This is a genomic window from Falsiroseomonas ponticola, from assembly GCF_016805305.1.
GTDB lineage: Bacteria > Pseudomonadota > Alphaproteobacteria > Acetobacterales > Acetobacteraceae > Falsiroseomonas > Falsiroseomonas ponticola.
On sequence record NZ_JAERQN010000012.1, the window covers coordinates 31,539 to 56,278 of the forward strand.

Sequence of the window (24,740 nt, forward strand, 5' to 3'; positions counted from 1 at the left end):
GGGAGGGATTGCCTCAACGCTCCACCACGGGCGCCACGGGCATGCCGGTGCCGAGGCGGCCGAGGCCGGGGAGCTTCAGGGCGGGCTGGAGGACGTCGATGCCGGCGACGGCGCCGAGGATGTTGATCTCGATGCCCTCCACCAGGCCGATGGTGAGGCCGAGATAGCCGCCGAGGGTGGCGCGGAAGCCGGTGCCGGTCAGCGACAGCCAGCGGCCATCATGCGGATAATCCTTGCCGATGGCGGTGGGCGGCAGGGTGGCGCGGACCTCCGGCACCGCATCCAGGATGGCGGCGACGAAGGTGTTGGAATTGGGACCCGGCCAGGCGCGGTAGTCGCCGCGGGACTGGTGGGGATAGGCCTGGATGGCGGCCTGCATGCGGGGGATCAGCGCCTCCGCCGCCGGGCCATCGGCGGCGAAGACGACCTCCGGCAGCCGGCCGAACCAGCGGCCATCGGGTTCGAAGCCGTTGACGCGGATGGGGTCGCCCCAGGCGGTGTAGTCGTAGCGCGTGTAGGTGCGGGCGCCGCGCGGCTTGATGACGATCCAGCAATGGCTGGCGAAGATGCCGCGCCACCGCACGGTGGGCGCGGCCAGCACGCGCACCACCGCGGCATCGGGGTCGGGCGGCGGCAGCAGACCGGCGCTCGACCGGTCCGCCGCCCACCACCCGTCGCCGATGCCGTTGCGCAGGTGCAGCAGCCCGGAAATGCCGAGCGGCAGCAGCCAGAACAGCAGGAACAGGAGCAGCCCGATGCGCAGCGGCGACATCAAGCGCCCCTGATCGGGCTCAGCGCTCGCCGGTCGGCGTGGCGGTGGCTTCCATCATCCATACGGCCTTGTCGATGTTGCGGGACACCGCGGTCAAGAGATCGGCGGTATCGGCGTCGCCGGCCTCGTCCGTCTCATCGATGCCCTCGCGCACGGCCTTGGCGACGGCGCTGTAGCGGTCGAGCAGCGCGTTCAGATGGTCCATGCCGGCGTTGATGTCGGCGGGATAGGGCGGCAGGCGCGTGGAGCCGGCGACGGACTGGGAGGTGCCCATGGCGGTGCCACCGAGCTGGACGAGGCGCTCCGCGACCTCGTCGATGTCCTTCTCCAGCGTGCCGTAGAACTCCTCCAACATGATGTGCAGCGCGTGGAAGTGCGGGCCCTTCACGTTCCAATGGGCGTGGCGGGTGGTGTTGTAGAGGTCGATGCTGTCGGTCAGGCAGGCGGAGAGCACGCCGATCGAGGTCTGCTTGGCGTTGTCCTTCAGGTCGTTGCGGTTGGCGACCTTGGCGGTGGATTTCGGCATGGGGTTGTCTCCACGGTTGTTCCAGCGGGCCCAACGTGGATCAGCCCTGGTCGTTGCATGTCCTCATGATGACGCGCCGGGGGGCACGTTCAGGTAGCGCGCGGCCTCCGGCGGCGCGGCGCCGCGATGCAGGGCGGCGGCGCCGGCGAGGATGGCGAGGTCCGATTCCGTCATGCGGCCGGCCTCCCGCAGATGCTCGGTCCAGCTCTCGACCAGCCAGAATTCGACCCAGCGTTCGGGATGGGCCACGTCCTCGAACAGCCGCCAGCCCAGCGCGCCGCTGCGCAGCCGGACCTGGCGGCATTCCGCCATGATGGAGAGGAAGGTGGCGCGGTCGGCGGGGTCTATCTGGTAGCGCACCACCTCCAGCACCCGGCCGCTGTCGTCGTTCAGCAGCGCGGCCAAGGCGGGGGCGGCGGGTTCCGGCGCGGGGATGGCGGGGGCGGGCCTGGCGTCGGCGGCCGGGGCGGCGGGCGGCTCGATGGAGAAGCGGCGGACGGCGATGCCGCTCGCGGCGCAGAGGGCGCCGGAGACGGCGAGCGCCCAGCCGATGCCCAGCACCTCGCCCCCCCAGCCGCTGAGGGCGGAGCCGAAGGTCAGGCCGCCGAAGGTGGCGAACTGGTAGATGCCGATGGCGCGGGCGCGCACCCAGCCGGGGACGGAAAGCTGGGCGGAGGCCTGCAGGGTGGAGGCACCCGTGATCCAGGCGACGCCATAGAGCAGCATGGCGAGCAGCCCGACGGACCAGTGATGCGCCTGGCCGAGGAGCACGAGGGCGAGGCCGGCCAGGATGGCCGCGCCGGTGACGGTGCCGTTGCGGTCGAGCCGGGAGCGGAGCGAGGGCAGGATGAAGCCCGCGCCGACCGCGCCCACCCCCATCGCCGCCAGCATCAGGCCAAGCCATTCGGGGCCGAGGCCGAGCTGCTGGCGGACGAGCAGCGGCAGCAGGCCCCAGACCGCCGCGGCGAAGAGGAAGAACATGAAGCCGCGCAGGATGGTGGCCCGCAGCACGGGGCTGTTGCGGGTGAAGCCGATGCCGGCACGGATGGCGGAGAGGAAATGCTCCTTGGGCAGGCCGGCGCGCGGTGCCTCCCGCTTCCAGAACAGGAGCGCGACGATGACGACCATGAAGGAGAGGGCGTTGAGGGCGAAGGTCGCCTCCGGCCCCGCGGAGGCGACGGTGAAGCCGCCGATGGCCGGGCCGATGGCGCGGGTGATGTTGAAGCCGATGCCATTCAGGACGATGGCACTGGCGAGATCCGCGCGGGGCACGACCTCCGGCGTGGTCGCGGACCAGGCGGGGGAATTCATGGCGGTGCCGGCGCCGATGGCGAAGGTGAGCGCGACGAGCCCCCAGGGGCCGAGCATGCCCTGCCAGGCCAGCAGCGCCAGGATGGTGCCGGCGGCGGCGATCCAGGCCTGGGCGGCGATCAGGTAGTGGCGGCGGTCCACGATATCCGCCAGCGCGCCCGCGGGCAGGGCCAGCAGGAAGACGGGCAGCAGGCTGGCCACCTGCACCATGCTGACCATGAGCGGCGAGGGTGCGAGGGAGGTCATCATCCACCCCGCGCCGGTGTTCTGCATCCACATGCCGGTGTTGCTGCAGAGATTGGCCAGCCAGAGCAGCCGGAAGGCGGGGTGGCGGAGCGGCAGGAGGGCGGCGGGGAGTTGCATCGGCCACAGGGTGGCAGGAGCGGTCGCGCCGCGTGAAGCGCAAAGCAGCGAGAGGTGGCGGAAGGCCGGATCCCGGGGCTAGGCTCACCGCATGGAGACGCCACGGTTCCGGACCTATGCCGATTTCTGGCCGCATTACCTGCGCCAGCATGCGCGGCCGGCGACGCGTGCCTGGCATGCGGTCGGGACCTTCACGGGGCTGGGGCTGCTCGGCCTTGCCGTGGCGACGGGGCGGCCCTGGCTGGCCCTGCTGGCGGTTGTGGTCGGCTATGGCTGCGCCTGGCTGTCCCACTGGCTGGTCGAGGGCAACCGCCCCGCGACCTTCGGGCATCCGCTCTGGTCCCTGGCGAGCGACTTCCGGATGGCCTGGCTGTTGGTAACCGGGCGGTTGCAGGACGAGCTTCGGGCAGCGTCTCGAACAAATCAATAATGATACAATTTACGAATTATGATGCGCGTGAAGGCGTCGTCCCGGCTTGCATGGGGATCGCGGCACGGGGCTGATCGGGCCCTATCAAACTGCAATTGCGAGGGTTTTCCTGGCGTAAGGGCTGGGCATCCCGAGCCAGCGGGCCGTCTCAAAAGCAGCACGCCATCGGCATGAACCGCGCCTGGCGCCGGTAACCCTGCAGAAACCTGTTGACGCGGGCGTCATCCAAAATATACGACAATCCTCGAAGAAAGCGACCATCCCCAGCGATTCCCCGCCCTCATGAAGGAGCGATGACATGACCGGCTTCGCCTCCATTCACGGCTCCGCCTGCGACGACACGATCGACACGACCTCGGCCGGATCCCGCCGGGACTACATCGAGGCCGCCGGTGGCGCCGATACGGTGAATTCGGGCGGGGGCAACGACAGCATCCATGCGGGTTCGGGCCATGACCTGGTCTATGCGGGTTCGGGGAACGACGAGGCCTTCGGCGATGCGGGCCGGGACACGATCTATGGCGGGTCGGGCAACGATTTGATCCAGGGCGGCAGCGAGAACGACGCCCTGTTCGGCGAGGCCGGGCGGGACACCCTGATCGGCGGGCAGGGCGAGGATTTCCTGGCCGGCGGCTCCGGCAACGACGTGCTCACCGGTGACGGCGCCGGCTTCGCCGCCCGCGAGGACACCTTCTTCTACGACAGCAACTTCGGCGATGACATCATCACCGACTTCGACCTGACCCGCGACGTGCTGGAGATCAAGGGCGGGATCAACGCGACCGGCGTGAACGATCCCGCGGACCTGGCCCCGCTGGTCACCGAGGTCCAGGGGAACGCGGTGATCGCCTTCGCCAATGGCGACAGCATCACGCTGCAGGGCATCTCCAAGGATGACCTGCTGGCCGACCTCGACCACGTGATCCGCATCGTCTGACCGGCGCCGTCACATGACGGCGAACTTGATGGCGGAGAGGGCGGCCAGCAGCCAGACGGCGCCATGCACCTCCCCTGCCCTGCCGGCCAGGGTCTTCACCAGCGCATAGGTGATGAAGCCGAGGCCGATGCCGGTCGCGATGCTGAAGGTGAAGGGCATGGCAAGCGCCGTCAGGATGGCGGGCAGGTATTCCGTCGTGTCGTCCCAGGCCAGGTCCTGCAGCCCCTTGGCCATCAGGCAGGCCACGAAGACCAGCGCCGGCGCCGTGGCGAAGCCGGGGATGGAGGTGGCCAGCGGCGCCAGGAAGAGCGTCAGCAGGAACAGGCCCGCGACCGTCAGCGCCGTCAGCCCCGTGCGGCCGCCGGCCTGGATGCCGGCCGCGCTTTCGATGTAGCTGACGGTGGTGGAGGTGCCGAGCGCGGCCCCCATCATGGCGCCGCCGCTATCGGCCATCAGCGCGCGGCCGAGCCGCGGCACGGTGCCGTCCTTGTTCATCAGGCCGGACCGGTGCGTGGTGGCGATCAGCGTGCCGGTGTTGTCCAGCAGATCCACCAGGAAGAAGGTGAAGACGATCCCCACCAGGCCGACGCCGATGGCGCCGGCGATGTCCATCTGGAGGAAGGTGGGCGCCAGGGAGGGCGGCGCGGAGACGATGCCCTTGAACTCCGTCAGGCCGAAGGGCAGGCCGATGGCGGCGGTGCCGATGATGCCGAGCACGATGGCGCCCGGCACGTTCCGCGCGACCAGCCCCGCGATCAGCACGAAGCCCGCGCAGGCGATCAGCGTGCTGGTGGTGGAAAGCGGGCCGAGGCCGACCAGCGTGGCCGGATTGGCCACCACCACCCCCATGCCGCGCAGCCCGATCAGGCCAAGGAAGAAGCCGATCCCCGCCGCGATCCCGAGCTTGAGCGAGAGCGGGATGCCGTTCACCAGCCATTCCCGGATCTTGAGCACGGAGACGAGGAAGAACAGGAAGCCCGAGAGGAAGACGGCGCCGAGCGCCACCTGCCAGGAAATTCCCATCCCGCCCACGACCGCGAAGGCGAAATAGGCGTTGAGCCCCATGCCGGGGGCGAGCGCGATGGGGAAGTTGGCGAGCAACCCCATCAGCGCGCTGCCGATGGCGGCCGCCAGGCAGGTGGCCACGAAGGCGGCGCCAGGGTCGATGCCGGCGGCGGCCATGATCGAGGGATTGACCACGACGATATAGACCATGGTCAGGTAGGTCGCGATCCCGGCCAGGATCTCCGTGCGCGGCGTGGTGCCGCGGGCGGTCATGTCGAAGAAGCGGTCCAAGGGGGCGACTCCTCTGCGCTGCAATGCAGCGAAACCCTAGGCTGGTTCGAGCGGGAAGGAACAGGGCGTGGCGTGGATCTGGCTGGGGCTTGCGGGTTTGCTGGAAGTGGGTTGGGCGGTCGGGCTGAAGTTCACCGAGGGGTTCTCCCGCCTGCTGCCCACCGTGCTGACGCTCGGCGCCATGGCGCTGAGCATCGGGCTGCTGGGCGTGGCGCTGAAGACCCTGCCGGTCGGCACTGCCTATGCCGTCTGGACGGGGATCGGCGCGGTGGGCACGGCGATCTTCGGCGTGCTGGTGCTGGGGGAGCCCGCGACCGCGGCGCGGATCGGCGGCATCGCGCTGATCGCGGCAGGGATCGTGACCCTCAAGCTCGGAAGCTGATTGCCGGTCCCCGCCTGGCTGGTAGCGTGTCGCCGGGCCATGGGGGACGGATGATGCGGGCAGCGCTGTCGGCGATGGCCTTGATCGCGGGGCTGGCGGGCCCTGCCGCCGCGCAGACGCTGCGGATCGGCATCGGGGCGGACCCCAACATGCTCGACCCCGCGCGATCCTCCGGCTTCGTGGAGCGGGTGGTCTTCACGGCGCTGTGCGACCGCCTGGTGGATGTGGGGCCGGACCTGGCCTTCCGGCCGGAACTCGCCACCGCCTGGGCATGGGAGGATGGCGGGCGGACGCTGCGGCTGACGATCCGCATCGATGGCCGCTTCCATGATGGCACGGTGCTCGATGCCGCGTCGGTGAAGGTGAACCTCGACCGCTACCGGACGGCGCCGGAATCGCTGCGGCGGTCAGAATTGCGGCCGGTGACGGCGGTGGAGGCACCTGACCCGACGACGGTCCTGATCCGGCTGTCGGAACCCTATGCGCCGCTGCTGTCGGTGCTGTCCGACCGGGCAGGCATGATCATGTCCCCCGCCGCGCTGGCGCGGATGGGTAACCGGATCGCGGAGGACCCTGTCTGTTCCGGCCCCTTCCGCCTGGTCCGCCGCGTGGCGCAGGAGCGGATCGAGCTGGAACGCGTGGCGGAGCACTGGAATGCCGCCAACATCCATGTCCAGCGGCTGGTAATCCTGCCGATCCCGGACAACAGCGTGCGGCTGCTGAACCTGCGCGCCGGGCAGCTGGACCTGATCGAGCGCATCGCGCCATCGGATGTGGAGGGCGCACGCCGCGCACCGCGGATGGCGGTGCGGGAGGCGACCTCGATCGCCTACCAGCTTCTCTACATCAACCAGGCCGGCGCGCTGCGGGATGGGCGGGTCCGGCGGGCCTTCGAGCTTTCGATCGACCGCGGCATCATCAACCAGGTGGCGCTGCAGGGGCTGTTCGTGCCGAGCAACCAGCCGGAGCCACCGGGCACCGCCTTCCATTTCGCCGACCTGCCGATCCCGGCGCGCGACGTGGAGGCGGCGAAGGCGCTGCTGCGGGAAGCGGGAACGCCGAACCCCGAATTCACCCTGCTGACGCCGAACAGCCCGGTCGAAAGCCAAGTGGCGGAGATCATGCAGTCCATGGCGGCGGAGGCCGGGTTCAGGCTGCGCATCGTGACGATGGAAGCGTCCTCCATCGTCACGCGGGCCCATGCGCGGCAATACGACGCGGCCTTCGGCATCTGGTCGGGGCGGGCCGATCCGGATGGCAACATCGCGGCCTGGGTCGCCTCCGACGGGTTCCTCAACCGCACGGGCTATGCGAACGCCGCTGTCGATGCGGCCTTCATCGCGGCGCGACAGGCGACGGACCAGGCCGAGCGGCAGCGGCACTACCGGGGCGCGGCAGCGCAATGGCTGGCGGACCGGCCGGTGATGATCCTGTATCACTATCGATGGTTCTGGGGGCTGCGGGCGGGGATCACGGGCTTCGAGCCCTCACCCGATGGCCTCATCCGGTTTTCGGGGCTGCGGTTGCCGCCGGGCTAGCGTCCAGGAAGACCGGGCGGGCCTGCGGGTCCCAGGGGATGCGGGCCTCCGCCAGGGTGGCGGCCAGATGGCCGCGGTCCAGCCGTGCATGGCGGACCAGCAGCCCGACATAGACGCCCATGAAGGCGGGGCCGTGGCCGTCCCCTGCCCCGTCATGGTCGGCCGTCATCGCATGCGCGATTTCATGCAGCAGCACCCAGCTTGGCAGTTCTGCCGGCGCCTCGATCGCCAGGCGGCTGCCGGTGGCGATGACGCGGGCTGAGGGGCGCTTGCGGCGGACCCTGGGTGGCCAGCGGAGGCCGGCTTCGGCCCAGACGTAATCGACCAGCGCCTGCATCTGCGCGAAGGGCACGCGGGAATGGTCGAGCGGCGCGACGACCCGGTCCTCCCACGCATAGACGCGGCGAGCGCGGGGCTGGTCTCGGCTCACGGCTTGCCGCGCAGGCTCCGCGGGCCGGCGCCCGCGCCGACCGGACGGTCCAGGCCGACCCGCCCGCCGGCTTCCTGCCCATGCCGGAAGGCGGCGCCGTCCCGCACGCGGCGGGTGGTGCTGCGGGAGACGAGGCGGATGCCAAGTTCCTTGAAGGCGGCCTGCACGCGCTTCTCCTTCGCCACCACCAGGGCGGTGCCGGCGGCGGGCGTGGCGCGGGCCGCGGTGGCGGTTTCCCGGCGATGGCGGGCGATCTCCTCCAGCCGCTCGGACACGCGCTCCGCGAATCCGTAGCGGAAGCTGCGAAGCCGGGCCTGGGGTTGCAGGCGGCTGCGGCGATAGGCCTCGCTGGCGCGGAAATCGGCTTCCTCCCGGTCCACGGCCCCGGCGACGAGGTGGAGGAGGTATTCGCCCATCAGCACGTCGGGCTCCAGCCCGAAGAGCACGAAGGTGCCTCGGCCGGCGGTCCAGCCCTTGGTCTCGGTCAGGCGGATGATGGCGAGGAAGATGGCGCCGACGGCCTGCAGGCGCGGGCCTTCCATGACGATCTCCCGCTGCAGGCAGGCTTCCTCACGCAACTCGACCTCGGACATGCTGAGGCCATAGACCTCCAGCAACTGGCCGACCTTCTCGGCCGCGGCCATGGCCTCGGCCTCCGAACAGCCGCGGTCGGTCGTCTTGGCGGCCAGCGCACGGATGCGGGCCTTCACCTTCTCGAGTTCGCTCGCCTGGCTCATCCGTCCTTCCGGGGTGGGGAGAGGGCCCGGTAGCGCGCGAGCCGAGGCGCCGTCCAGGGCAAGCTGGGCAGCGCCGATCCACCATGCATAATGGACGAACTGGTCCATACACAGAGGAATACGCCATGATCGCCCGTCGCCACCTCGCCTTCGGTGCGGCCGCCGCCCTGGCCGCCCGCCCGGCCGCCGCGCAGGACGGTTTCCCGACCCGGCCCATCACGCTGGTCGTCGCCTGGGCGCCGGGCGGGTCCAGCGACCTGGTGGGGCGGATGGTGGCGGAGGGGATGGCGAAGCAGCTCGGCCAGCCTGTCGTGGTGGAGAACCGGCCGGGTGCGGCCGGGACGATCGGCCAGGCTTCCGTCGCGCGGGCGCGGCCGGATGGCTACACCATCCTGATGTCGGGGCGCGGCACCTTCGCCATGGCCGGCCACCTGATGCCGAACCGCGGCTATGACGATGCGCGGGACTTCGCCGCGATTGGCCTGCTGTGCGAGACGCCGATCTACCTCTGCGTCAACCCGCGCCTTGGCGTGCGGGACGTGGCGGGGCTGGTGGCGCTGGCGAAGGCGCGGCCGGGGGCGCTGAACTACGCCTCCTCCGGTGCCGGAAGCTCCGCGCACATCGCCACGGAGCTGTTCCTGTCGATGGCGGGGATCGAGGTGCAGAACGTGACCTATCGCGGCGGTGCGCCGGCGGTGCAGGCGCTGATCACCGGCGATGTGCAGATGGCCTTCGTCGATGCGGTGACGGCGCTGCCGCTGATGCGGGCGGGCCAGGTGGTGGGGATCGCGGTCGGCAGCACGGAGCGCTTCCCGCAGACGCCGGAGGTGCCGACCATCGCGGAGACGCTGCCCGGCTACGAGATCTCCTCCCAATTCGCGCTGCTGGCGCCGGCGCATACGCCGGCCCCGGTGATCCGGCGGCTGTGGGGCGCGATGGATGCCGCGATGAGGGACCCGGCGATGCTGGAGCGCCTGCGCGCGGCGGCGTACATCCCACGCGTCGGCACACCGGAAGCCTTCCCCGCCTACCTTGCCGCGGAAACGCAGCGATGGGGCGAGGTGATCCGGGCGCGCCGCATCACGCTGGAATAGGACGCACGCATGCAGGACCTGCCCGCGCGGATGGAGCTTCACGCCATCCGCAGCCTGACCCTGACGGACCGGCATTTCCTGCTGGGCCGGGCGGAGGGGCAGGAGGCCATCGTCACCGGGCTGCTGAGCCTGGCGCAGGGCGAGGGTCGGCAGCCCGTGGTGGTGGTGATGCATGGCTCGGGTGGCATCGGGCCTTCGGTCGCGCTGTGGCAGCGGCAGATCAATGCGATGGGCGCGGCCGCCCTGGTGCTGGACGGCTTCACCGGGCGGGGGCTCGTCTCCGTCGCCGGGGACCAGGCGAGGCTCGGGCGCCTGGCCTTCGTGCTCGACATCTACCGCGCGCTCGGCGTGCTGGCGGCGCATCCGGGGGTGGATCCGGCGCGGATCGCGGTGCTGGGCTTCTCCCGCGGGGGACAGGGCGCGCTCTATGCCGGGATGGCGCGCTTTCATCGAATGTGGAACCGGAGCGGCGTGACGCCGGTGGGCACCGCGGCGGTCTATCCGGATTGCGGCACGCGCTACATCGGGGATACGGCGATGCTGCCGGCGCCGCTGCGCGTCTTCCATGGCCGGCCCGACGACTTCAACCCGATCGGGCCCGCGCGGGCGCATGTCGCGCGGCTTCGGGAAGCGGGGCATGACGCCGAGATCGTCGAATACGACGATGCGCATCATGGCTTCGACAACCCGCTGAGCCCGGCGGCGGCCCTGGTGGAAGGGTCGCAGAGCGTGCGGGATTGCCGGATCGAGGAGCGGGAGCCCGGGCTGCTGGTGAATGCCGCGACGGGCCAGCCCTTCAGCTATGCCGATCCCTGCGTCGCCACCCGCGTGCATGTCGGCGGCAACGCCGTGGCAGGGGCCGCGCTGCGGCGCGACGTGCTGGCCTGGCTGCGCGGGCTGCTTCGGCTAGACTGAGGCGAGCACGACGGAGTTCGTACCATGCTGCGCATCTGGGGCCGCGCCACTTCCTCGAATGTCATGAAGCTGCTCTGGCTGTGCGAGGAGCTGGCGATCCCCTTCGAGCGGATCGATGTCGGCGGCCCCTTCGGCGGCACGCGGGAGGCTGCGTATCTCGCGAAGAACCCGAACGCCCTGGTGCCGGTGATCGAGGAGCCGGACGGCTTCGTCCTGTGGGAGAGCAACGCCTGCCTCCGCTACCTCGCGCGGTCACGAGTGCCGGGCCACGCGGTGTATCCGGGCGACCTGCGCGCGGCGGCGGATTGCGACCGCTGGATGGACTGGCAGCAGACGGCGCTGAACCCGCCGCTGGTCACGGTCTATTTCACCCTGTTCCGCATCCCGGAGCCGGAACGGGACTGGGCGGCCTTCGAGAAGGCGAAGGCGCAGGTGGAGGCGCTATTCGGGATGCTGGACGACCGGCTGTCCCGCAGCGCGTTCCTCTGCGGCGATGCGCTGACGCTGGCCGACATCGCGCTTGGCATCTACGCCTATCGCTGGCTGCTGCTGCCGATCGAACGGCGGGCGATGCCGCACCTCCAGCGCTGGCACGATGCGCTGGCGGCGCGGCCTGGTTTTCAGAAGTACGTGGCGCTGCCGCTGAGCTGAGGGACGCTCGTGGCGACGAAAGCAGCGTCGTCCCCCGCCCCGACCAGCCTGCGGCGTTGCGGCAGGGCCGCAACCCCCCTTCCCGCAAGCGCGGGGGAGGGAGAAAGGCGGATCAGCTTTCCAGGCGGATGCCGAGGTCGCGGATCAAGGGGCGCCAGACCGCGTTCTCCCGCCGGATCAGCTCCGCGCATTGCGCCAGCGTCAGGGGCTCCGTCTCCGCGCCCGTGGTGCCGAGCTGGCGCACGACTTCCGGGCTGGCCATGGCGGCGCGCACCGCGGCGTTGACGCGGGCGAGGAGGTCCGGCGAGGCGGCGCGGTGCAGCGAGACGCCCTGCCAGCCATCGGCCACGCAATCCGCGATGCCTGCTTCCGTCGCGGTGCGGACATCCGGCACGGCGCGGGCGCGGTTGGCGCCGAAGGTGATCAGCGCCCGGGCGCGGTTGGTGGAGAGCAGCGGCAGCGCATTCGTCACATCAGCGACGGCGCAATCGACGCGGCCGGCGATCAGGTCCTGCAGCACGGCCGGCATGCCGCGATAGGGCACGTGTTCCACCTGCACGCCGGCGCGGACGCGCAGCAATTCCATCGCCATGTGGTGCGGGCTGGCGACGGCGGGCGTCGCATAGGTCAGCGCCTGGCGCTGGCCGGCGGCGCGCCATTCCTCGAAGGTGGTGAGCGGGCTTTCGGGGCGGGTCAGGATGAAGAAGGGGAAGCGGGCGATGAAGCCCGCCATGACCAGGTCGCGATCCGGGTCGAAGGGCAGCCGGCTGTAGAGGGCCGGGTTGTACACCATCATGCCGTTGTCGACATGCAGCACGGTGCTGCCATCGGCGGGTGAGGACAGGACCGCTTCCGTCGCGACGATGCCGCCACCGCTCGGCCGGTTCTCCACCACCACGGGCGGCACGCCGGGCGCGGCAAGCGCGCGGGAGATCATGCGGGCGAAGAGGTCGGAGGCCCCGCCGGCGCCATAGGCCACCATCCAGCGCGTGGGCCGATCCGGCCAGGCGGCGCCCTGCGCCAGGGCGGGCATGGCGGTGAGCGCGAGGGGGGTCGCGAGCAGGGCGCGGCGGCGGAGCGTCATGGGGCCTCCTGGGGCTGACGGGCTCATGCTGGGGGCAGAACGGGCGGGCGCGCCAGCCCCTCCGCGCGAAGCCGGGCGATCAGTTCGCCCAGGCGCCGGCGCTTATGGGCGGCGATGTCCATCTCCGCCCAGGGCAGGAAGCCGCTGCCGGTGCCCATGCCGAGCTTTCCCTCTGCCATGTGCTGCCCGACGATGGCGGGGGCGCGGTAGCGGGCGTCGCCGAGGGACGATTCCAGATAGCGGCTGGCGTGGTGCAGGATGTCCACGCCGCCCCAGTCGATGAATTCCAGCATGCCGAGCACGCCGAAGCGGAAGCTGAAGCCGTAGCGAAGCGCTCGGTCGATGTCCTCGGCACTGGCGACGCCTTCCTCCACCAGGCGCGCGGCCTCGTTCATCGCCAGCGCCTGGATGCGGGGGATGATGAAGCCGGGGCTCGGCGCGCAGCGGACCGGGACCTTGCCCACGGATTCCAGCAGTTCCATCAGGCGCGCCGTGACGGCGGGATCCGTGTGCTGCCCTGGGGAGATCTCGACCAGCGGCACCAGGTAGGCGGGGTTGAGCCAATGCGCGTTAAGGAAGCGCGCGGCGTTCGGCACGGCGGGGGAGAGGTCGTCCACCATGATGGTGGAAGTGGTGGAGGCCAGGATGGCGTCGGGCGCCATCAGCGCCGCGGCCTCCGCCAGCGCGGCGCGCTTCAGATCGAGGATCTCGGGCACGCCCTCGAACACCACCGGCATGTCGCGCAGCGCGGCGGCTTCGGCTGCGGGGAGGATGGTGACGCGTGCGGCGATGGCGGGCACGGCGGCGGCATCGCCCAGGCCGAGATCGGCCAGCATGGCGAGCGTCGCCGCGATCTCGGCGTGGGCGGCGGCGGCCAGGGCGGCGAAATCCCCGGCGGCGCGGGGCTTGAGGTCGAAGAGGGTGACGGGGTGGCCGGCATAGGCGAAGTGCACGGCGATCCCGCGCCCCATGCGGCCGGCACCGAGGCAGCCAATGGCGATTCGCTCAGAAGCCATCGCGCAGTACCTTCGCACGGCCGGCGCCATCGGTTGGCAAGCCGCAGCGCGCGAGCGTGCGCGATTCGAGAAAATCCTCGGCGCAGATGGCGCTGCCGATGGCGAGGAAGGCGCGGGCGAGCGGTGTTGGCAAGCCGGCCACGCGGCCGGCATCGATGAGGAGCGACAGGCCGAGGCGCGTATCCTCCCGCATGTAGCGATGCTCGGTCAGCACGATGTTCTCGCGCCAGTCGCCGCTATCGGTCAGCCGGTCATGGCTGCCGCGGCCGTAGCACCATTCGGGGCCTTCCTTGGCGTAGTGGTCGGCCAGCGGGAAATGCGGCGCGGCGTAGCCCAGGGCTTCGCGCGTCGCCACGCGCTCCGCATCCAGCGCATCGGTCACGCGGCGGATGCTGCGCTGGGTGCCTTCCTTGTGGATGTCCCACTTCGGGAAATGCTCGAGCGGCCCGGCATTCATGGTGATGAGCGGCGGGTGGATGATGGGCCCCGCATTCATCAGCGCGCCGGACAGCGCATCGCCGCAGGGTTCGATCACACCGGGGAAGGCGGCGCCGATGGTGGCGATGGCGTGGTCGGCGAGGGCCAGCGGGAAGACGCCGACCGGCAGGCGCTTGGCGCGCACCGTGATGGCGACCAGCTCCGGGCCGTGCTTGCGGGCGAGCCAGGGCAGCGTGCCGGTCTCCGCGAAGGCCACGCGTGCGCCAGGGCGATGCGCATGCAGCGCGCGCGCCAGGATGACGGTGCCGAGCGTGCCGGGGGTGAGGAAGACGACCTGGCCATCCTCCAGCAGCGGGGCCAGTTGCGGCGCCAGCGCCTCATGCGTCGTGGCCGGCGCGGGGGCGAGGATGAGGGCGGCGCCGCTTATCGCCGCCGCCAGGTCGGCGGTGACGAGGGCGGGCGTGATGGCGCGCTGGCCGCGTGCATCCTTGACCGTGATGGTCGTGGCCTGGCGCGCCGCCTCCGGGTTCGTGCGCCAGAGGCGGACCTCGTGCCCGGCCTCGGTGAAATCCGCGGCCGCGGCGAAGGCGCCGTTGCCGCCACCAAGAACAGCGATCTTCATGCGTGCTCGCTCAGGGAATGGACCATCAGGGCTTCGGCATCGGCGCCGAAGCGCGCCATCGTCAGGCGCAGCATCTGCAGCGCCAGGCCCGACATGGGCACGGGCGTGCCGGTCTGCGCCGCCAGCTGCAGCACCGCCTCCAGATCCTTCACCATGGAGGCGGCGCTGCCGATGGGCGGCTCGTGGTTGCCGGAGGCCATGCGGGGCACGAAGAGGCGCAGCGGCAGGCTATCCGCAAAGCCGCCGGCGAAGGCCTCCGGCAGGCGCGCGGCATCGATGCCGGCATTCTGCGCCAGGCGCACGGCCTCCGCGATCACGCTCATCAGGCTGCCGGAGATGATCTGGTTGCAGAGCTTCGCCGTCTGGCCGGCGCCGACCGGGCCGAGATGCGTGAGGTTGCGCGCCATGGCCATGACGTAGGGGCGGATGGCCTCGATGTCGGCGGCCTCCCCGCCCGCCATCACGGCGAGCGTGCCATCCGAGGCGCCGCGCGTGCCGCCGGAGACGGGCGCATCCACCCAGCGCGTGCCGTTGGCGGCCAGCAGCCGCGTGGCGATGGCGCGGGTGCGGTCGGGCGCGATGGAGGCGTGGTCGACGACGATGCGGTCCGCGGCGGGCGCCTCCGCGATGCCGCCGGGGGCGAAGCAGACGGCCTCGGTCGCGGCGGCATCCATCAGGTTGAGGAAGACGATGCGCGCCCCGGCCGCGGCCTCGGCGGGCGTGGCGGCGAGGCGCGCGCCGGCCTCCACGAAGGGTGTGGCCTTGGCTGGGCTGCGGTTCCAGACCGTGACGTCCTGCCCCGCCGCCAGCAGGCGCCGCGCCATCGGCGCGCCCATCAGGCCGAGGCCGAGGAAGGCGAGCTTCACAGCGGCCATTCCGCCGGGCCTTCATGGGTCACGGCGCCACCCGGCGCCTGGCCGACCAGCTTCGCGTATTTCGCCAGCAGGCCCGCGCGGTGGCGCGGCGCAGGCGGCGTCCAGGCGGCACGACGCGCCGCGACGTCGCTGTCCGGCACGAGCAGGTCCATGCGCATCGCCCTGGCGTCGATGCGGATGCGGTCGCCGTCCCGGACCAGCGCGAGCGGGCCGCCGATGGCGGCTTCCGGCGCGACATAGCCGATGCACATGCCGCGGGTCGCGCCGCTGAAGCGGCCATCGGTGACGAGGGCGACCTTCTCCCCCATGCCCTGGCCATAGATCAGCGCGGTGACGCCGAGCATCTCCCGCATCCCCGGGCCGCCGACCGGCCCCTCGCCGCGGATGATGAGGACCTGGCCTGCTTCGTAGTCGCGGGCGCGGACGGCTTCCACGCAGGCATCCTCGCCCTCGAAGACGCGGGCCACGCCCTCGAACACCAGGGACTTCAGGCCGGCCACCTTGATGACGGCGCCATCGGGGCAGAGGTTGCCGCGCAGGATCGCGACGCCGCCATCGGGCGCGATAGGCGTCGCGGGGTCGCGCACCACCTGGCCATCCGGGGCCTCGGCGCCGGCATACTCCTCCGCCATGGTACGGCCGGTGACGGTCAGGCAATCCCCATGCATATTCCCGCTGCGGATCAGCGCGCCGATGATGATGGCCGCGCCCCCGGCATCATGCACGTCCTTGGCGGTGAAGCGGCCGCCCGGGCGGAGATCGCCGATCAGCGGCGTGCGGGCGAAGACGCGGGCAACGTCCTCCATGGTGAAGCGGATGCCGGCCTCATTCGCGATGGCGGGCAGGTGCAGCGCGGCGTTGGTGGAACCGCCGGTGGCGGCGACGATGGCGGCGCCATTCTCCAGCGCCTTCCAGGTGACGATCTCCCGCGGCAGCGGCCCGCCCTGTTCCAGCATGGCGAGCAGCCGCTTCGCCGCCTGCTGCGCGATGGCGGCGCGGATGGAATAGACGCCCGGCACCATGGAGGAGTTGGGCAGCGAGAGGCCCAGCGCTTCCCCCACCATCGCCATGGTGTTCGCGGTGAACTGGCCGCCGCAGGAACCCACGGTCGGCAGGCAGGCGTGCTCGATGCGCGCGGCCTCCGCCGCATCCATCGTGCCGGCCATGACGGCGCCCACGGCTTCGTAGCTGTCGAGCACGGTCAGGTCGCGGCCCTTGTAGCGGCCGGGCAAAGCGGAGCCGCCATAGAGGAAGATCGAGGGCAGATTGATGCGCAGCATGCCCATCATCACGCCGGGCAGCGTCTTGTCGCAGCCGCCGAAGCCGAGCAGCGCGTCATAGGCCAGGCCATGCATCGTCGCCTCGATCGTGTCCGCGACGAGTTCCCGGCTGACCAGGCTGAACTTCATGCCCTCATGATTCATGCTGAGGCCGTCGGAGACGGAGGGCGCGGTGAATTCGCGCGGCACGCCGCCCGCCGCCGCCACGCCGAGCCGCGCGGCATCCACCTGGAAGCCATGGGTCTGGTTGCAGGGCGTCTGGTCCCCCTTGAAGGAGACGATGCCGATCATGGGCTTGGCGAGGTCATCCTCCGACAGGCCCATGGCGCGGTAGAAGGCCCGGTGGGACGCACGGTCTAGGCCATCGATGGTGATGCGGGATCGGTTCGGCATGCGGGAAGGTTAGGCAGAAAGCCGGGCGCTTGTCTTGCCCCGGGCCGTCTGCGAACCTTCCCGCGCTGCCGGAGGATTGCCGCCCCATGCTGACCCGCCGATCGCTTGGCCTCGCCACGCTGGCCCTGCCTGCCCTGGGCGCCGCGGCGCGGGCGCAGTCCTTCCCGGAACGCCCCCTGCGATGGGTGATCGCCTATGGCGCGGGCGGGCCTTCGGACCAGTTCGCGCGGCTGATCGGGCGGCAGATGGCGTCGCGGCTGGGCCAGAACGTGGTGGTGGATAACCGCCCGGGCGGCGGCGGCGTGCTGGCGACGGAAACGGTGCTGCAGGCGCCAGCCGATGGCCACACCATGCTGATGGTGGACAATGGCATGGCGATCTACAGCCCGGCCCTCTATGCCCGGCTGCCCTATGACCCGGATACGGCGCTGACCGGCGTCGGGCTGATCGCGCGCTTCCCGCTGATCCTGATCGTGCGCACCGAAAGCCCGATCCGCGACTGGGCAGGCTTCCTGGCCGCGGCACGCGCCAAGGCCCCCACCTTCGGCAGCGGCGCGGTGGCCAGCCCGCAGCACCTGGCGATGGAGTATGTCGCGCGCGTCGCGCGCTTCGATGCGACGCATGTGCCCTATCGCAACTCCCCGGCCGCGCTGCAGGACATGCTGGCGGGGTCGGTGGATTGCATGCTGACGGACAGCGCCTCCTCTATGGGCGCGATCCGGCAGGGGCAGGCGCGGGCGCTGGCGGTGATGTCACCCGCGCGCATCCCGGCGCTGCCGGAGGTGCCGACCTTGCAGGAACTCGGCCTGGCGGAGGCGGAGGCCTATGCCTGGATGGGGATGAGCGTGGCGGCGGCGACGCCGGCCGCCTCGGTGGCGCGGCTGAACGCGGTGCTGAACCAGGCGATCGCGAGCGACGAGGTCGCGCAGGTCGTGCGCAACCTGAGCGCGGAGGCGGTGCCCGGCGATGCGGCGGCCTTCAACGCGCAGATGCGCAGCGAGATCGCGCGCTGGCGGCCGCTGATCCGGGACCTCGGCATCAAGCTTGACTAGGGCGGGCTGCGTCCGCCTTCGCTGGGTGCTGCCGCAACAGACCGATGCGGCGACGCTGTCGGCCTGGCATGCGGCGCTGGAACCGGCGGAACAGGCCCGCGCCGCGCGTTTCGTCAGCGACCTTGACCGTCACGCCTATATCGCCGCCCATGCGCTGGCGCGGCGCATGCTGGCCGAGGCCGGCGGCCTGGCGCCGGATACCTGGCGCTTCGTGGAAGGCCCCGCCGGGAAGCCGGAGGTGGCGCCCAAGCACGGAATGCCCTGGCTGCGCTTCAACATCAGCCACACGCGCAACCTCGTCGCCTGCGCGGTGGCGCGTGATGACGATGTCGGGCTGGATGTGGAGGACCTGACCCGGCGCGAGGCCGGCGAGGGCATCGCGGAGCGCTTCTTCGCGCCGAGCGAGGCCGCGATGATCGCGGCGCTGCCGCGCGCGGAGCGGCATGAGGCGTTCCTGCGCATCTGGACGCTGAAGGAGGCCTTCGTGAAGGCGACGGGCGAGGGCATCGCCATGGGGCTGGAGAATTTCGGCTTCACCCTGGGCGAGCCCCCTGCCCTCGCCTTCGCGCCGGCCAGCACGGGCCCCGTGCCGGCCTGGCGGTTCCTTCAGTTCAAGCCGACCGCGACCAACATCCTGGCCGTGGCGCTCAGGCGCCGTCAGCCGGGGTAGGTCAGGTGCTTGACGTCGGCGGCCCAGGTATCGGGCAGGTCCAGCATCTCCGTCGTCACGCCATCCTCCGCCAGGTGATGCAGCAGCGCACCGCAGCGGCGCAGGCCCTGGAGGTTGTCCTGCTGGTCCGGCGTCATGACGAAGGAGGCGGCGGGGCACCAGATGCGGCTCACGGCGCCCTCGGCTTCCTGCCGGAACATGTGGAGATGGCCGGAGGCGACGAGGCGCAGCGCGGGGTGGCCGAGCAGCGGCGCCAGGCCGGGCCGCGAGGCCGGCGGCACCGACCAGACATCGATGGCGGGATCGTCCGGCGTGGTGACGAAGACGGGCTTGTGGAGGAAGAGTGCGAGGCGACGGTCGCCGATGGTGGCGGCGGTGGCGGCGACGAAGGCGGCCTGGGCTTCCTCCTCCACGCCCGTCGCCATGATTTCCGTGTTCAGGCCGACGGCCCGCCAGCCCGGCAGGTCCACCGCGCCGAAACCATCGCCGAAAAAGCGGCGGTAGCGGGCCAGGCGTTCGGCGTTGACGGGCTGGTGCGGCATGCCGACCGGGTGGCTGCCGGTGTCGTGGTTGCCGGGGATGAAGAGGTGCGGGCCGGGGAAGGCACGAAGCAGGTCGGCCGCGAAGGCCAGGTCATCCTCCCGATCCGCGCCATCCAGCGACAGGTCGCCGCTGAACACGGTGAGGTCGGGGCGCCGATCCTCCGCGATGCGGCGTAGCGTCGCGACATTGTCGAGGAAGAGGCCGTTGCGGGGGGAGAGGTGGGTATCGCTGATCTGCAGGATGGTGGGCATGGCGTGACCTATTTGCCGACCTTGGCCAGGACTTCGGCGCGGAGGAATCGTTCGACGATGAGCATGAAGAGCACACTCGGCACCAGCAGGATCAGCGCGGTGATGGCGGCCACCTGCATGTTGCCGCCCGCCGCGGCGCTGAACAGCAGCAGCGGCAGGGTGCGGACTTCCGGTGCGCCGACGAAGTAGCTGGCGGTGAATTCGTCGAGCGATTCGAGGAAGACGAAGACGGCGCTGGCGGCGATGCCCGGAGCGGCGAGTGGCAGGGTAACGGTGCGGAATGCCGTCAGCGCGCCAGCGCCGATGTTGCGCGCGGCGAGTTCCAGATCGTCATCCACCGCGGCGAAGGCGGCGGTCGCGATCCAGATGGAATAGACGAGGCCGTGCGCGGCATGGACGAGCACCACGCCGATGACCGTGCCATTCAGGTCGAAGGTGAAGAAGATGCGCGCGATGTTGATGTAGACGGGCAGGTTCGGGAAAGCCTGGGGCAGCAGGAACAGCATGAGGATCGCGGCCCGCCAGCGCAGATTGGCCTTGGCCAGCGCCCAGGCGGCGGGGACGGAGACGGCGAGGCAGAGCAGCGTCGTCAGGCTCGCGATCCAGATGGATAGCCAGAGGCTTTCCATCGCCTGGCCTTCGGGGCGGAAGACGCGTTCCCAGAAGCGGAAGCCGTACTGGCTCGGCAGCCGGTTGGGCCAGAACCAGGATTCGGCAACCGACCACAGGACCAGGTTCACCAATGGCCCGAAGATGAAGAAGGCGAAGAGGCCGAGCAGGATGCCGCGCGGCAGCCACCACATCACCGATCGGCTCATCGCGCACGCTCCGCCGCTGCCTGGCGCAGCCAGACCCAGGCGACAAGCCCGGTCATGACGCAGGAGACGAGGCCGAGGGCATTGGCCGTGCCGTAGTCCCCGAAGGAGTTGATGCGCCAGGCCATGGCGACGGTCAGCATCGTCGGGCTCTGCCCGCTGATCATCATGGGCACGGAGAGCACGGACATCATGGTGACGAAGGACAGCACGAGCGCGACCATGATGTTACGCGCGACCTGCGGGATGACGATGCCAAGCAGGATGCGAAGACGGTTGGCGCCGAGGTTCTGCGCGGCCTCGATCCCCGACCGGTCCAGCGCGGCCATGGCGCCCGCGACCAGCAGCGTCGCGAAGGGAAGCTGCTTCCAGACGAAGGTGATGACGATGCCGCGCCAGTCGAGGAAGCTCTGCGCCCATTCCTGCGGCATCAGGCCGATCCAGACCAGCGTGTTGTTCATCAGCCCGTTCTGGCCGATGAAGCCGCGCATGGCCTGCGCCGCCACAATGAAGGGGATGAAGAGCGGCCAGCGATACATGGCGCCCAGCAGGCGCAGCGCGAGCCTCGAGCGGCCGAGCGTCAGGTAGCCGCCGATCGAGACCGCGCCGAGCCCCGTCAGCGCGGTGGAGGCCACGACGATCAGCAGGGTGAAAAGCAGGTCCATGCGGTAGAGCGACGCGGCATTCGCCAGGTTCGCAAGGGTCGCGCCCTGCGGGCCTTCGAAGGCGCCGCCGACCGAGAAGGCCAGCGGCACCAGGAAGAAGGCGCCGACGACGAGAAGCGCCGGCGCCAGGAGGAGATAGGGCAGCACCGCGTCAGTTCAGGACGACACGTTCATAGGCTTCCTGCAGCGCGCGCATGAAATCCGCCTGCGGCATCGGTCGCGCGCCGCGCGCCAGCTGGTCGGGCCCGACGTCGCGGAACAGGCGGTCCCAGGTCTGCTGGTCCAGGTGCTGGCGGACATGCTGCGCATCGATGCCGGGCAGCCAGTTGAAGCGGCGGACGATGCCCTCCGCCTGCACCGGCGGGCTGGTGGCCAGTTCGATGAAGCGGCGGGCCACGTCGCTGTTCGCGGCGCGGGCGGGGATGACGTAGTACATGGGCTGGCCGGGCATGCCGGATTCCGGCAGCACGAGGCGATAGGCCGGGTTGAGGCGCCCCTCCGCCTGCCAGCTGTAGAACATGTCCATCCAGACCGGGCCCATGTCGATCTCGCCGCGGTTCATCGCATCCAGCGTGCCGGCATTGCCGGGGGTGATGACGACGTTGCGGTTGAATTCGCGCAGGCGCTGGAAGGCGGGCGTCAGCGCGCTGACGGCTTCCGCATCGAAGGGGCCCTCGATCAGGCGCTTCTGGTCGGGGCCAAAGGCATAGGCCCAGCCGAAGACGAAGCCGACGCCGGACATGCCGCCGCGAATGCCGTTGTAGCCGAACCGGCGCGGGTTCTGCTTCACCCAGTTCTCCAGCTCCGCGAAGCTGCGGGGCGGGTTGGCGACGCGGGCGGGGTTGTAGGCCAGCGCGATCTGGCTGTTGAACATCGGCAGCACGAAGCCATCGACATTCTGGCCGAGCGCGTTGCGCGTGACGTCACTGGTGGCCAGCTGCCCCGTCGCGGCCTGGTCGCGATAGCGGGCAAGCAGGCCCTCCGCCACCATGCGGCCGGCCATGGTCTGGTGCACGACGGCGACATCGACATCGACGCTGTTGGTATTGGCGCGGCGCTGCGCCTCCAGCCTTTCCCAGATGCGCTGGCTGCCGGCATCGCCGGGCCCGGTGCCGAGCGCGCGGACCGTGACGCCCGGGTTCTGGCGCTGGAACATCGGGCCGAGATAGTCCGTGATGTAGTCGACCATGTTCTGGTCGCCGGCGGTCAGCACGTTCAGCGTGACGCGCTGCTGCGCCAGGGCGGGCGTGGCGGCCAGGGTTGCCGTCGCGGCCAGGAATGTCCTGCGGTCCATGGGCTTGCGTCCTCCGTTTCTTGCGCGTTCAGGGGGCGGCGAAGACATGCGCCGCGGGAGAGGGAATGCCGAGCCGCACCGCGGCGCCTTCCGGCAGCCGGTCCGGCACATCGACCAGCACGTCGTCGCGGCCGACGCGGATGGAGGCGCGCCAGCGGCCGCCCGGATAGGCGGAGAGCGCGACGGTGCCGTGGAAGACCAGGCCATCGAGCGGTTCGCCGGCGGCGAGGATGCGCGCTTCCTCCGGCCGGAAATGCACGGTGGCGGGGCCCGGCGCGGGCGCGCGGCCAGGGGGAAGGCGGAGAGGCGCCTCCCCGGGTGCTGCCTCCGCCTCGGCGCCCGCGACGCGGACCGGCAGGCGGTTGGTGGCGCCGAGGAAATCCGCGACATAGGCGCTGGCCGGCCGTGCCCAGAGATCCTCCGGCGTGCCGGCCTGGGCGATGCGGCCTTCCTGCAGGATGACGATGCGGTCGGCGAGGATCATCGCCTCCTCCCGGTCATGCGTCACATGGATGGCGGTGATGCCGAGGGATTGCTGGAGCGCGCGGAGTTCGTGGCGAACGCCCTCCCGCACCCGGGCGTCGAGGTTCGACATCGGCTCGTCCAGCAGCAGGATCGCCGGATCGACCGCCAGCGCGCGGCCGAGCGCTACGCGCTGGCGCTGGCCGCCCGACAGTTGCGCGGGCAGCCGGTTGCCGAGGCCCTCCAGCCGCAGCAGGCGCAGCATCTCCTCCACCTTCGCCTCGATCCGCGCGCGATCCCAGCCGCGCAGCTTGAGGCCGTAGCCGATGGTCTTGGCGACGGTCATGTGCGGCCAGAGCGCGTAGGACTGGAACACCATCGCGGCGCCGCGCTTCTCCGGCGGTGCCGCGGTGATGTCCTGCCCGCCGGCGCGGATGCGCCCGCCGGCCGGCGCGACGAAGCCCGCGATGGAGCGGAGCAGCGTCGTCTTGCCGCAGCCCGACGGGCCGAGCAGCGCCACGAATTCGCCGGCGGCGACGGAAAGGGAGATGCCGTGCAGCACCGGCGTCCGCCCGAAGGAAACCGACAGGTTCTCCACCTCGACGCTGCTGCCCAAGCCTGCCTCCCTTTTGCGCGGACGGTAGAGCAGGCGGCCCCCGGCTGGAAAGGGCCGCAACCGCGATAAGTGCATGACATCGGGCCGCGGGGTGTCTGGCGTCCCGGCGGGGATGTCCCCTATCCTCCCCGCCGCACCCTGACCCACGGATCGCAGCGCTGAAGCCCGCCATGACTGTGCCGCACGGGCCGCGAGGCGACATCCGCCTCGACGGCATCACCAAATCCTTCGGCGATACGCAGGCCCTGGCCGGCATCAGCATCGTCGCGCGCCCGGGGACCTTCCTCGTGCTGCTTGGCCCCTCGGGCTGCGGCAAGTCCACGCTGCTGCGCGTGGTGGCGGGGCTGGAGGCGCCGACCAGCGGCCGCCTGCTGCTGGAAGGGCGGGACGTGACCGGCCTGCCGCCCGCGGCGCGCGGCATCGCCATGGTGTTCCAGTCCTACGCGCTGTTCCCGCATCTGTCGGTGGCGGAGAACATCGTCTTCGGGCTGCGCGCGCGGCACGTGGCGGCGGCGGAACGCCAGGCGCGGCTGGCGGCGGCGGCGGAGATGCTGGGGCTGACCACGCTGCTCGCCCGGCGGCCGAGCCAGCTCTCGGGCGGCCAGCAGCAGCGCGTGGCGCTGGCGCGCGCCGTGGTGGCGGAAGCGCCGATCTGCCTGATGGACGAACCGCTGTCGAACCTCGACGCCAAGCTGCGGGCGGAGATGCGGCGGGAGATCCGCGCGCTGCAGCAGCGACTCGGGATCACCATGGTCTACGTCACGCATGACCAGGCGGAGGCGATGAGCATGGCCGACCAGGTGGTGCTGATGCGGGACGGCCGGGTGGAGCAGGATGCGACTCCGGCGGAACTCTATGCGCGGCCGGCCAGCGTCTTCGCGGCCTCCTTCATCGGGACGCCGCCCATGTCCCTGCTGCGGCTGGTGCCGGGGGAGCATGGCGCGGAGGTGCCGGGCGCGCCCGGCTTCGCCGTGGCGCCCGCCAGCGCCGCCGGCCAGGTGCTGGGGCTGCGGCCGGAGGAAGTGTCGCCGACGGAGGGGCCGGGCCTGCCCGCCCGCGTGCAGGCGGCCGAGTTCCTGGGCGCGGAGACGGTGCTGGCCGTGGCGGTGGGCGATGGGGCGGAGGCGATGCAGCTGCGCGTCCCCGGCCACCACGCCCTGCCCGCCGGCACGCCCCTGCGGCTGAAGCTGCCGCCGGCCCTGCACCTGTTCGACCCCGCCAGCGGCCGCCGGCTGCCGGACCCCGTCACTGCCTGAACGAACACGCCTGAACCAACACGGAG

At 71.1% G+C, this 24,740-nt stretch carries 26 protein-coding genes; 10 read left to right on the forward strand and 16 right to left on the reverse strand.

Annotated elements, in window-relative coordinates:
• Positions 1-13: 13 nt before the first annotated feature.
• From JJI54_RS26390 to JJI54_RS26400, 3 genes are all read right to left on the reverse strand, one after another.
• Positions 14-772 (reverse strand): DUF3750 domain-containing protein, encoded by a 759-nt coding sequence (locus JJI54_RS26390; RefSeq protein ID WP_226382140.1) that lies wholly within the window; start codon positions 770-772, stop codon positions 14-16.
• 19 nt (positions 773-791) lie between these two features.
• Complete coding sequence (dps, locus tag JJI54_RS26395) at positions 792-1,298, reverse strand: DNA starvation/stationary phase protection protein Dps (RefSeq protein ID WP_203076411.1); 507 nt, start codon at positions 1,296-1,298, stop codon at positions 792-794.
• A gap of 63 nt (positions 1,299-1,361) precedes the next feature.
• Positions 1,362-2,972: an MFS transporter gene (locus tag JJI54_RS26400; RefSeq protein ID WP_203076412.1), complete on the reverse strand. Its 1,611-nt coding sequence runs from the start codon at positions 2,970-2,972 to the stop codon at positions 1,362-1,364.
• Between the two features lie 91 nt (positions 2,973-3,063).
• On the opposite strand from JJI54_RS26400, the gene JJI54_RS26405 reads away from it, so the two are divergent.
• Positions 3,064-3,402, forward strand: a complete 339-nt coding sequence (locus tag JJI54_RS26405; RefSeq protein WP_203076413.1) for a DUF962 domain-containing protein — start codon at positions 3,064-3,066, stop codon at positions 3,400-3,402.
• Positions 3,403-3,700: 298 nt separating this feature from the next.
• On the forward strand, positions 3,701-4,339 hold the full coding sequence (locus tag JJI54_RS26410; protein ID WP_203076414.1) for a calcium-binding protein: 639 nt from the start codon (positions 3,701-3,703) through the stop codon (positions 4,337-4,339).
• 9 nt (positions 4,340-4,348) lie between these two features.
• On the opposite strand, the gene JJI54_RS26415 is transcribed toward JJI54_RS26410, so the two are convergent.
• On the reverse strand, positions 4,349-5,635 hold the full coding sequence (locus JJI54_RS26415; RefSeq protein ID WP_226382141.1) for an NCS2 family permease: 1,287 nt from the start codon (positions 5,633-5,635) through the stop codon (positions 4,349-4,351).
• 67 nt (positions 5,636-5,702) lie between these two features.
• On the opposite strand from JJI54_RS26415, the gene sugE reads away from it, so the two are divergent.
• Positions 5,703-6,017: a quaternary ammonium compound efflux SMR transporter SugE gene (gene sugE / locus JJI54_RS26420; protein WP_203076415.1), complete on the forward strand. Its 315-nt coding sequence runs from the start codon at positions 5,703-5,705 to the stop codon at positions 6,015-6,017.
• Between the two features lie 74 nt (positions 6,018-6,091).
• On the forward strand, positions 6,092-7,555 hold the full coding sequence (locus tag JJI54_RS26425; RefSeq protein ID WP_226382142.1) for an ABC transporter substrate-binding protein: 1,464 nt from the start codon (positions 6,092-6,094) through the stop codon (positions 7,553-7,555).
• Here the strand turns inward: JJI54_RS26425 and JJI54_RS26430 are convergent.
• Both JJI54_RS26430 and JJI54_RS26435 read right to left on the reverse strand, forming a co-directional pair.
• Positions 7,518-7,985 (reverse strand): hypothetical protein, encoded by a 468-nt coding sequence (locus JJI54_RS26430; RefSeq protein WP_203076417.1) that lies wholly within the window; start codon positions 7,983-7,985, stop codon positions 7,518-7,520. The genes JJI54_RS26425 and JJI54_RS26430 overlap by 38 nt on opposite strands.
• Entirely contained in the window at positions 7,982-8,722 is a 741-nt protein-coding gene (locus tag JJI54_RS26435) for a DUF7168 domain-containing protein (protein ID WP_203076418.1), read from the reverse strand. Before JJI54_RS26435 ends, JJI54_RS26430 begins: the two co-directional genes overlap by 4 nt.
• 125 nt (positions 8,723-8,847) lie before the next feature.
• Between JJI54_RS26435 and JJI54_RS26440 the strand changes: the two genes are divergently transcribed.
• Genes JJI54_RS26440 through JJI54_RS26450 form a run of 3 tightly spaced genes read left to right on the forward strand, consistent with a single transcriptional unit; the run spans position 8,848 to position 11,382 of the window.
• Complete coding sequence (locus JJI54_RS26440; protein ID WP_203076419.1) at positions 8,848-9,816, forward strand: Bug family tripartite tricarboxylate transporter substrate binding protein; 969 nt, start codon at positions 8,848-8,850, stop codon at positions 9,814-9,816.
• Between the two features lie 9 nt (positions 9,817-9,825).
• A complete protein-coding gene (locus JJI54_RS26445; RefSeq protein WP_203076420.1) occupies positions 9,826-10,731 on the forward strand; it encodes a dienelactone hydrolase family protein in 906 nt (301 codons plus the stop codon).
• 24 nt (positions 10,732-10,755) lie between these two features.
• Complete coding sequence (locus JJI54_RS26450) at positions 10,756-11,382, forward strand: glutathione S-transferase family protein (protein WP_203076421.1); 627 nt, start codon at positions 10,756-10,758, stop codon at positions 11,380-11,382.
• Positions 11,383-11,494: 112 nt separating this feature from the next.
• Here the strand turns inward: JJI54_RS26450 and JJI54_RS26455 are convergent, their stop codons facing one another.
• The 5 genes from JJI54_RS26455 to JJI54_RS26475 are packed head-to-tail and all read right to left on the reverse strand — an operon-like array spanning position 11,495 to position 17,090.
• Positions 11,495-12,466 carry a Bug family tripartite tricarboxylate transporter substrate binding protein gene (locus tag JJI54_RS26455; protein ID WP_226382143.1) on the reverse strand — a complete coding sequence of 324 codons (972 nt, stop codon included), beginning with the start codon at positions 12,464-12,466 and terminating at the stop codon, positions 11,495-11,497.
• A gap of 23 nt (positions 12,467-12,489) precedes the next feature.
• Positions 12,490-13,482 carry a 3-hydroxybutyryl-CoA dehydrogenase gene (locus JJI54_RS26460; protein ID WP_203076422.1) on the reverse strand — a complete coding sequence of 331 codons (993 nt, stop codon included), beginning with the start codon at positions 13,480-13,482 and terminating at the stop codon, positions 12,490-12,492.
• Positions 13,472-14,542 (reverse strand): NAD/NADP octopine/nopaline dehydrogenase family protein, encoded by a 1,071-nt coding sequence (locus JJI54_RS26465; RefSeq protein WP_203076423.1) that lies wholly within the window; start codon positions 14,540-14,542, stop codon positions 13,472-13,474. The genes JJI54_RS26460 and JJI54_RS26465 overlap by 11 nt, the downstream gene beginning before the upstream one ends.
• Positions 14,539-15,417: an NAD(P)-dependent oxidoreductase gene (locus JJI54_RS26470; RefSeq protein WP_203076424.1), complete on the reverse strand. Its 879-nt coding sequence runs from the start codon at positions 15,415-15,417 to the stop codon at positions 14,539-14,541. Before JJI54_RS26470 ends, JJI54_RS26465 begins: the two co-directional genes overlap by 4 nt.
• Positions 15,405-17,090: a dihydroxy-acid dehydratase gene (locus JJI54_RS26475; RefSeq protein WP_203076425.1), complete on the reverse strand. Its 1,686-nt coding sequence runs from the start codon at positions 17,088-17,090 to the stop codon at positions 15,405-15,407. The genes JJI54_RS26470 and JJI54_RS26475 overlap by 13 nt, the downstream gene beginning before the upstream one ends.
• 86 nt (positions 17,091-17,176) lie before the next feature.
• Here JJI54_RS26475 and JJI54_RS26480 point away from each other — a divergent pair, with 86 nt between their 5' ends.
• Both JJI54_RS26480 and JJI54_RS26485 read left to right on the forward strand, forming a co-directional pair.
• Positions 17,177-18,142, forward strand: coding sequence for a Bug family tripartite tricarboxylate transporter substrate binding protein (locus JJI54_RS26480; protein WP_226382144.1), 966 nt, complete (start codon positions 17,177-17,179; stop codon positions 18,140-18,142).
• A 25-nt stretch (positions 18,143-18,167) separates the two neighbouring features.
• Complete coding sequence (locus JJI54_RS26485; RefSeq protein WP_203076426.1) at positions 18,168-18,812, forward strand: 4'-phosphopantetheinyl transferase family protein; 645 nt, start codon at positions 18,168-18,170, stop codon at positions 18,810-18,812.
• On the opposite strand, the gene JJI54_RS26490 is transcribed toward JJI54_RS26485, so the two are convergent.
• Genes JJI54_RS26490 through JJI54_RS26510 form a run of 5 tightly spaced genes read right to left on the reverse strand, consistent with a single transcriptional unit; the run spans position 18,800 to position 23,458 of the window.
• The gene (locus JJI54_RS26490; protein WP_203076427.1) at positions 18,800-19,606 is read right to left on the reverse strand and encodes a metallophosphoesterase family protein; all 807 of its coding nucleotides are present in this window, start codon (positions 19,604-19,606) and stop codon (positions 18,800-18,802) included. The two genes, JJI54_RS26485 and JJI54_RS26490, sit on opposite strands and share 13 nt — an antisense overlap.
• Before the next feature lie 8 nt (positions 19,607-19,614).
• Complete coding sequence (locus tag JJI54_RS26495; RefSeq protein ID WP_203076428.1) at positions 19,615-20,424, reverse strand: ABC transporter permease; 810 nt, start codon at positions 20,422-20,424, stop codon at positions 19,615-19,617.
• Positions 20,421-21,233: an ABC transporter permease gene (locus tag JJI54_RS26500; protein ID WP_203076429.1), complete on the reverse strand. Its 813-nt coding sequence runs from the start codon at positions 21,231-21,233 to the stop codon at positions 20,421-20,423. Before JJI54_RS26500 ends, JJI54_RS26495 begins: the two co-directional genes overlap by 4 nt.
• 4 nt (positions 21,234-21,237) lie before the next feature.
• Entirely contained in the window at positions 21,238-22,380 is a 1,143-nt protein-coding gene (locus JJI54_RS26505; RefSeq protein WP_203076430.1) for an extracellular solute-binding protein, read from the reverse strand.
• 28 nt (positions 22,381-22,408) lie between these two features.
• Positions 22,409-23,458, reverse strand: coding sequence for an ABC transporter ATP-binding protein (locus tag JJI54_RS26510; protein ID WP_226382145.1), 1,050 nt, complete (start codon positions 23,456-23,458; stop codon positions 22,409-22,411).
• Positions 23,459-23,628: 170 nt separating this feature from the next.
• Here JJI54_RS26510 and JJI54_RS26515 point away from each other — a divergent pair, with 170 nt between their 5' ends.
• Positions 23,629-24,714, forward strand: coding sequence for an ABC transporter ATP-binding protein (locus JJI54_RS26515; protein WP_203076432.1), 1,086 nt, complete (start codon positions 23,629-23,631; stop codon positions 24,712-24,714).
• Positions 24,715-24,740: the final 26 nt, after the last annotated feature.

Coding starts and splice junctions, on each gene's coding strand:
- JJI54_RS26390 (WP_226382140.1), bottom strand. CDS start 772: ATGTCGCCGCTGCGCATCGGGCTGCTCCTGTTCCTGCTGTTCTGGCTG.
- dps (WP_203076411.1), bottom strand. CDS start 1,298: ATGCCGAAATCCACCGCCAAGGTCGCCAACCGCAACGACCTGAAGGAC.
- JJI54_RS26400 (WP_203076412.1), bottom strand. CDS start 2,972: ATGCAACTCCCCGCCGCCCTCCTGCCGCTCCGCCACCCCGCCTTCCGG.
- JJI54_RS26405 (WP_203076413.1), top strand. CDS start 3,064: ATGGAGACGCCACGGTTCCGGACCTATGCCGATTTCTGGCCGCATTAC.
- JJI54_RS26410 (WP_203076414.1), top strand. CDS start 3,701: ATGACCGGCTTCGCCTCCATTCACGGCTCCGCCTGCGACGACACGATC.
- JJI54_RS26425 (WP_226382142.1), top strand. CDS start 6,092: ATGGCCTTGATCGCGGGGCTGGCGGGCCCTGCCGCCGCGCAGACGCTG.
- JJI54_RS26435 (WP_203076418.1), bottom strand. CDS start 8,722: ATGAGCCAGGCGAGCGAACTCGAGAAGGTGAAGGCCCGCATCCGTGCG.
- JJI54_RS26440 (WP_203076419.1), top strand. CDS start 8,848: ATGATCGCCCGTCGCCACCTCGCCTTCGGTGCGGCCGCCGCCCTGGCC.
- JJI54_RS26445 (WP_203076420.1), top strand. CDS start 9,826: ATGCAGGACCTGCCCGCGCGGATGGAGCTTCACGCCATCCGCAGCCTG.
- JJI54_RS26450 (WP_203076421.1), top strand. CDS start 10,756: ATGCTGCGCATCTGGGGCCGCGCCACTTCCTCGAATGTCATGAAGCTG.
- JJI54_RS26455 (WP_226382143.1), bottom strand. CDS start 12,466: ATGACGCTCCGCCGCCGCGCCCTGCTCGCGACCCCCCTCGCGCTCACC.
- JJI54_RS26460 (WP_203076422.1), bottom strand. CDS start 13,482: ATGGCTTCTGAGCGAATCGCCATTGGCTGCCTCGGTGCCGGCCGCATG.
- JJI54_RS26465 (WP_203076423.1), bottom strand. CDS start 14,542: ATGAAGATCGCTGTTCTTGGTGGCGGCAACGGCGCCTTCGCCGCGGCC.
- JJI54_RS26470 (WP_203076424.1), bottom strand. CDS start 15,417: ATGGCCGCTGTGAAGCTCGCCTTCCTCGGCCTCGGCCTGATGGGCGCG.
- JJI54_RS26475 (WP_203076425.1), bottom strand. CDS start 17,090: ATGCCGAACCGATCCCGCATCACCATCGATGGCCTAGACCGTGCGTCC.
- JJI54_RS26480 (WP_226382144.1), top strand. CDS start 17,177: ATGCTGACCCGCCGATCGCTTGGCCTCGCCACGCTGGCCCTGCCTGCC.
- JJI54_RS26490 (WP_203076427.1), bottom strand. CDS start 19,606: ATGCCCACCATCCTGCAGATCAGCGATACCCACCTCTCCCCCCGCAAC.
- JJI54_RS26495 (WP_203076428.1), bottom strand. CDS start 20,424: ATGAGCCGATCGGTGATGTGGTGGCTGCCGCGCGGCATCCTGCTCGGC.
- JJI54_RS26505 (WP_203076430.1), bottom strand. CDS start 22,380: ATGGACCGCAGGACATTCCTGGCCGCGACGGCAACCCTGGCCGCCACG.
- JJI54_RS26515 (WP_203076432.1), top strand. CDS start 23,629: ATGACTGTGCCGCACGGGCCGCGAGGCGACATCCGCCTCGACGGCATC.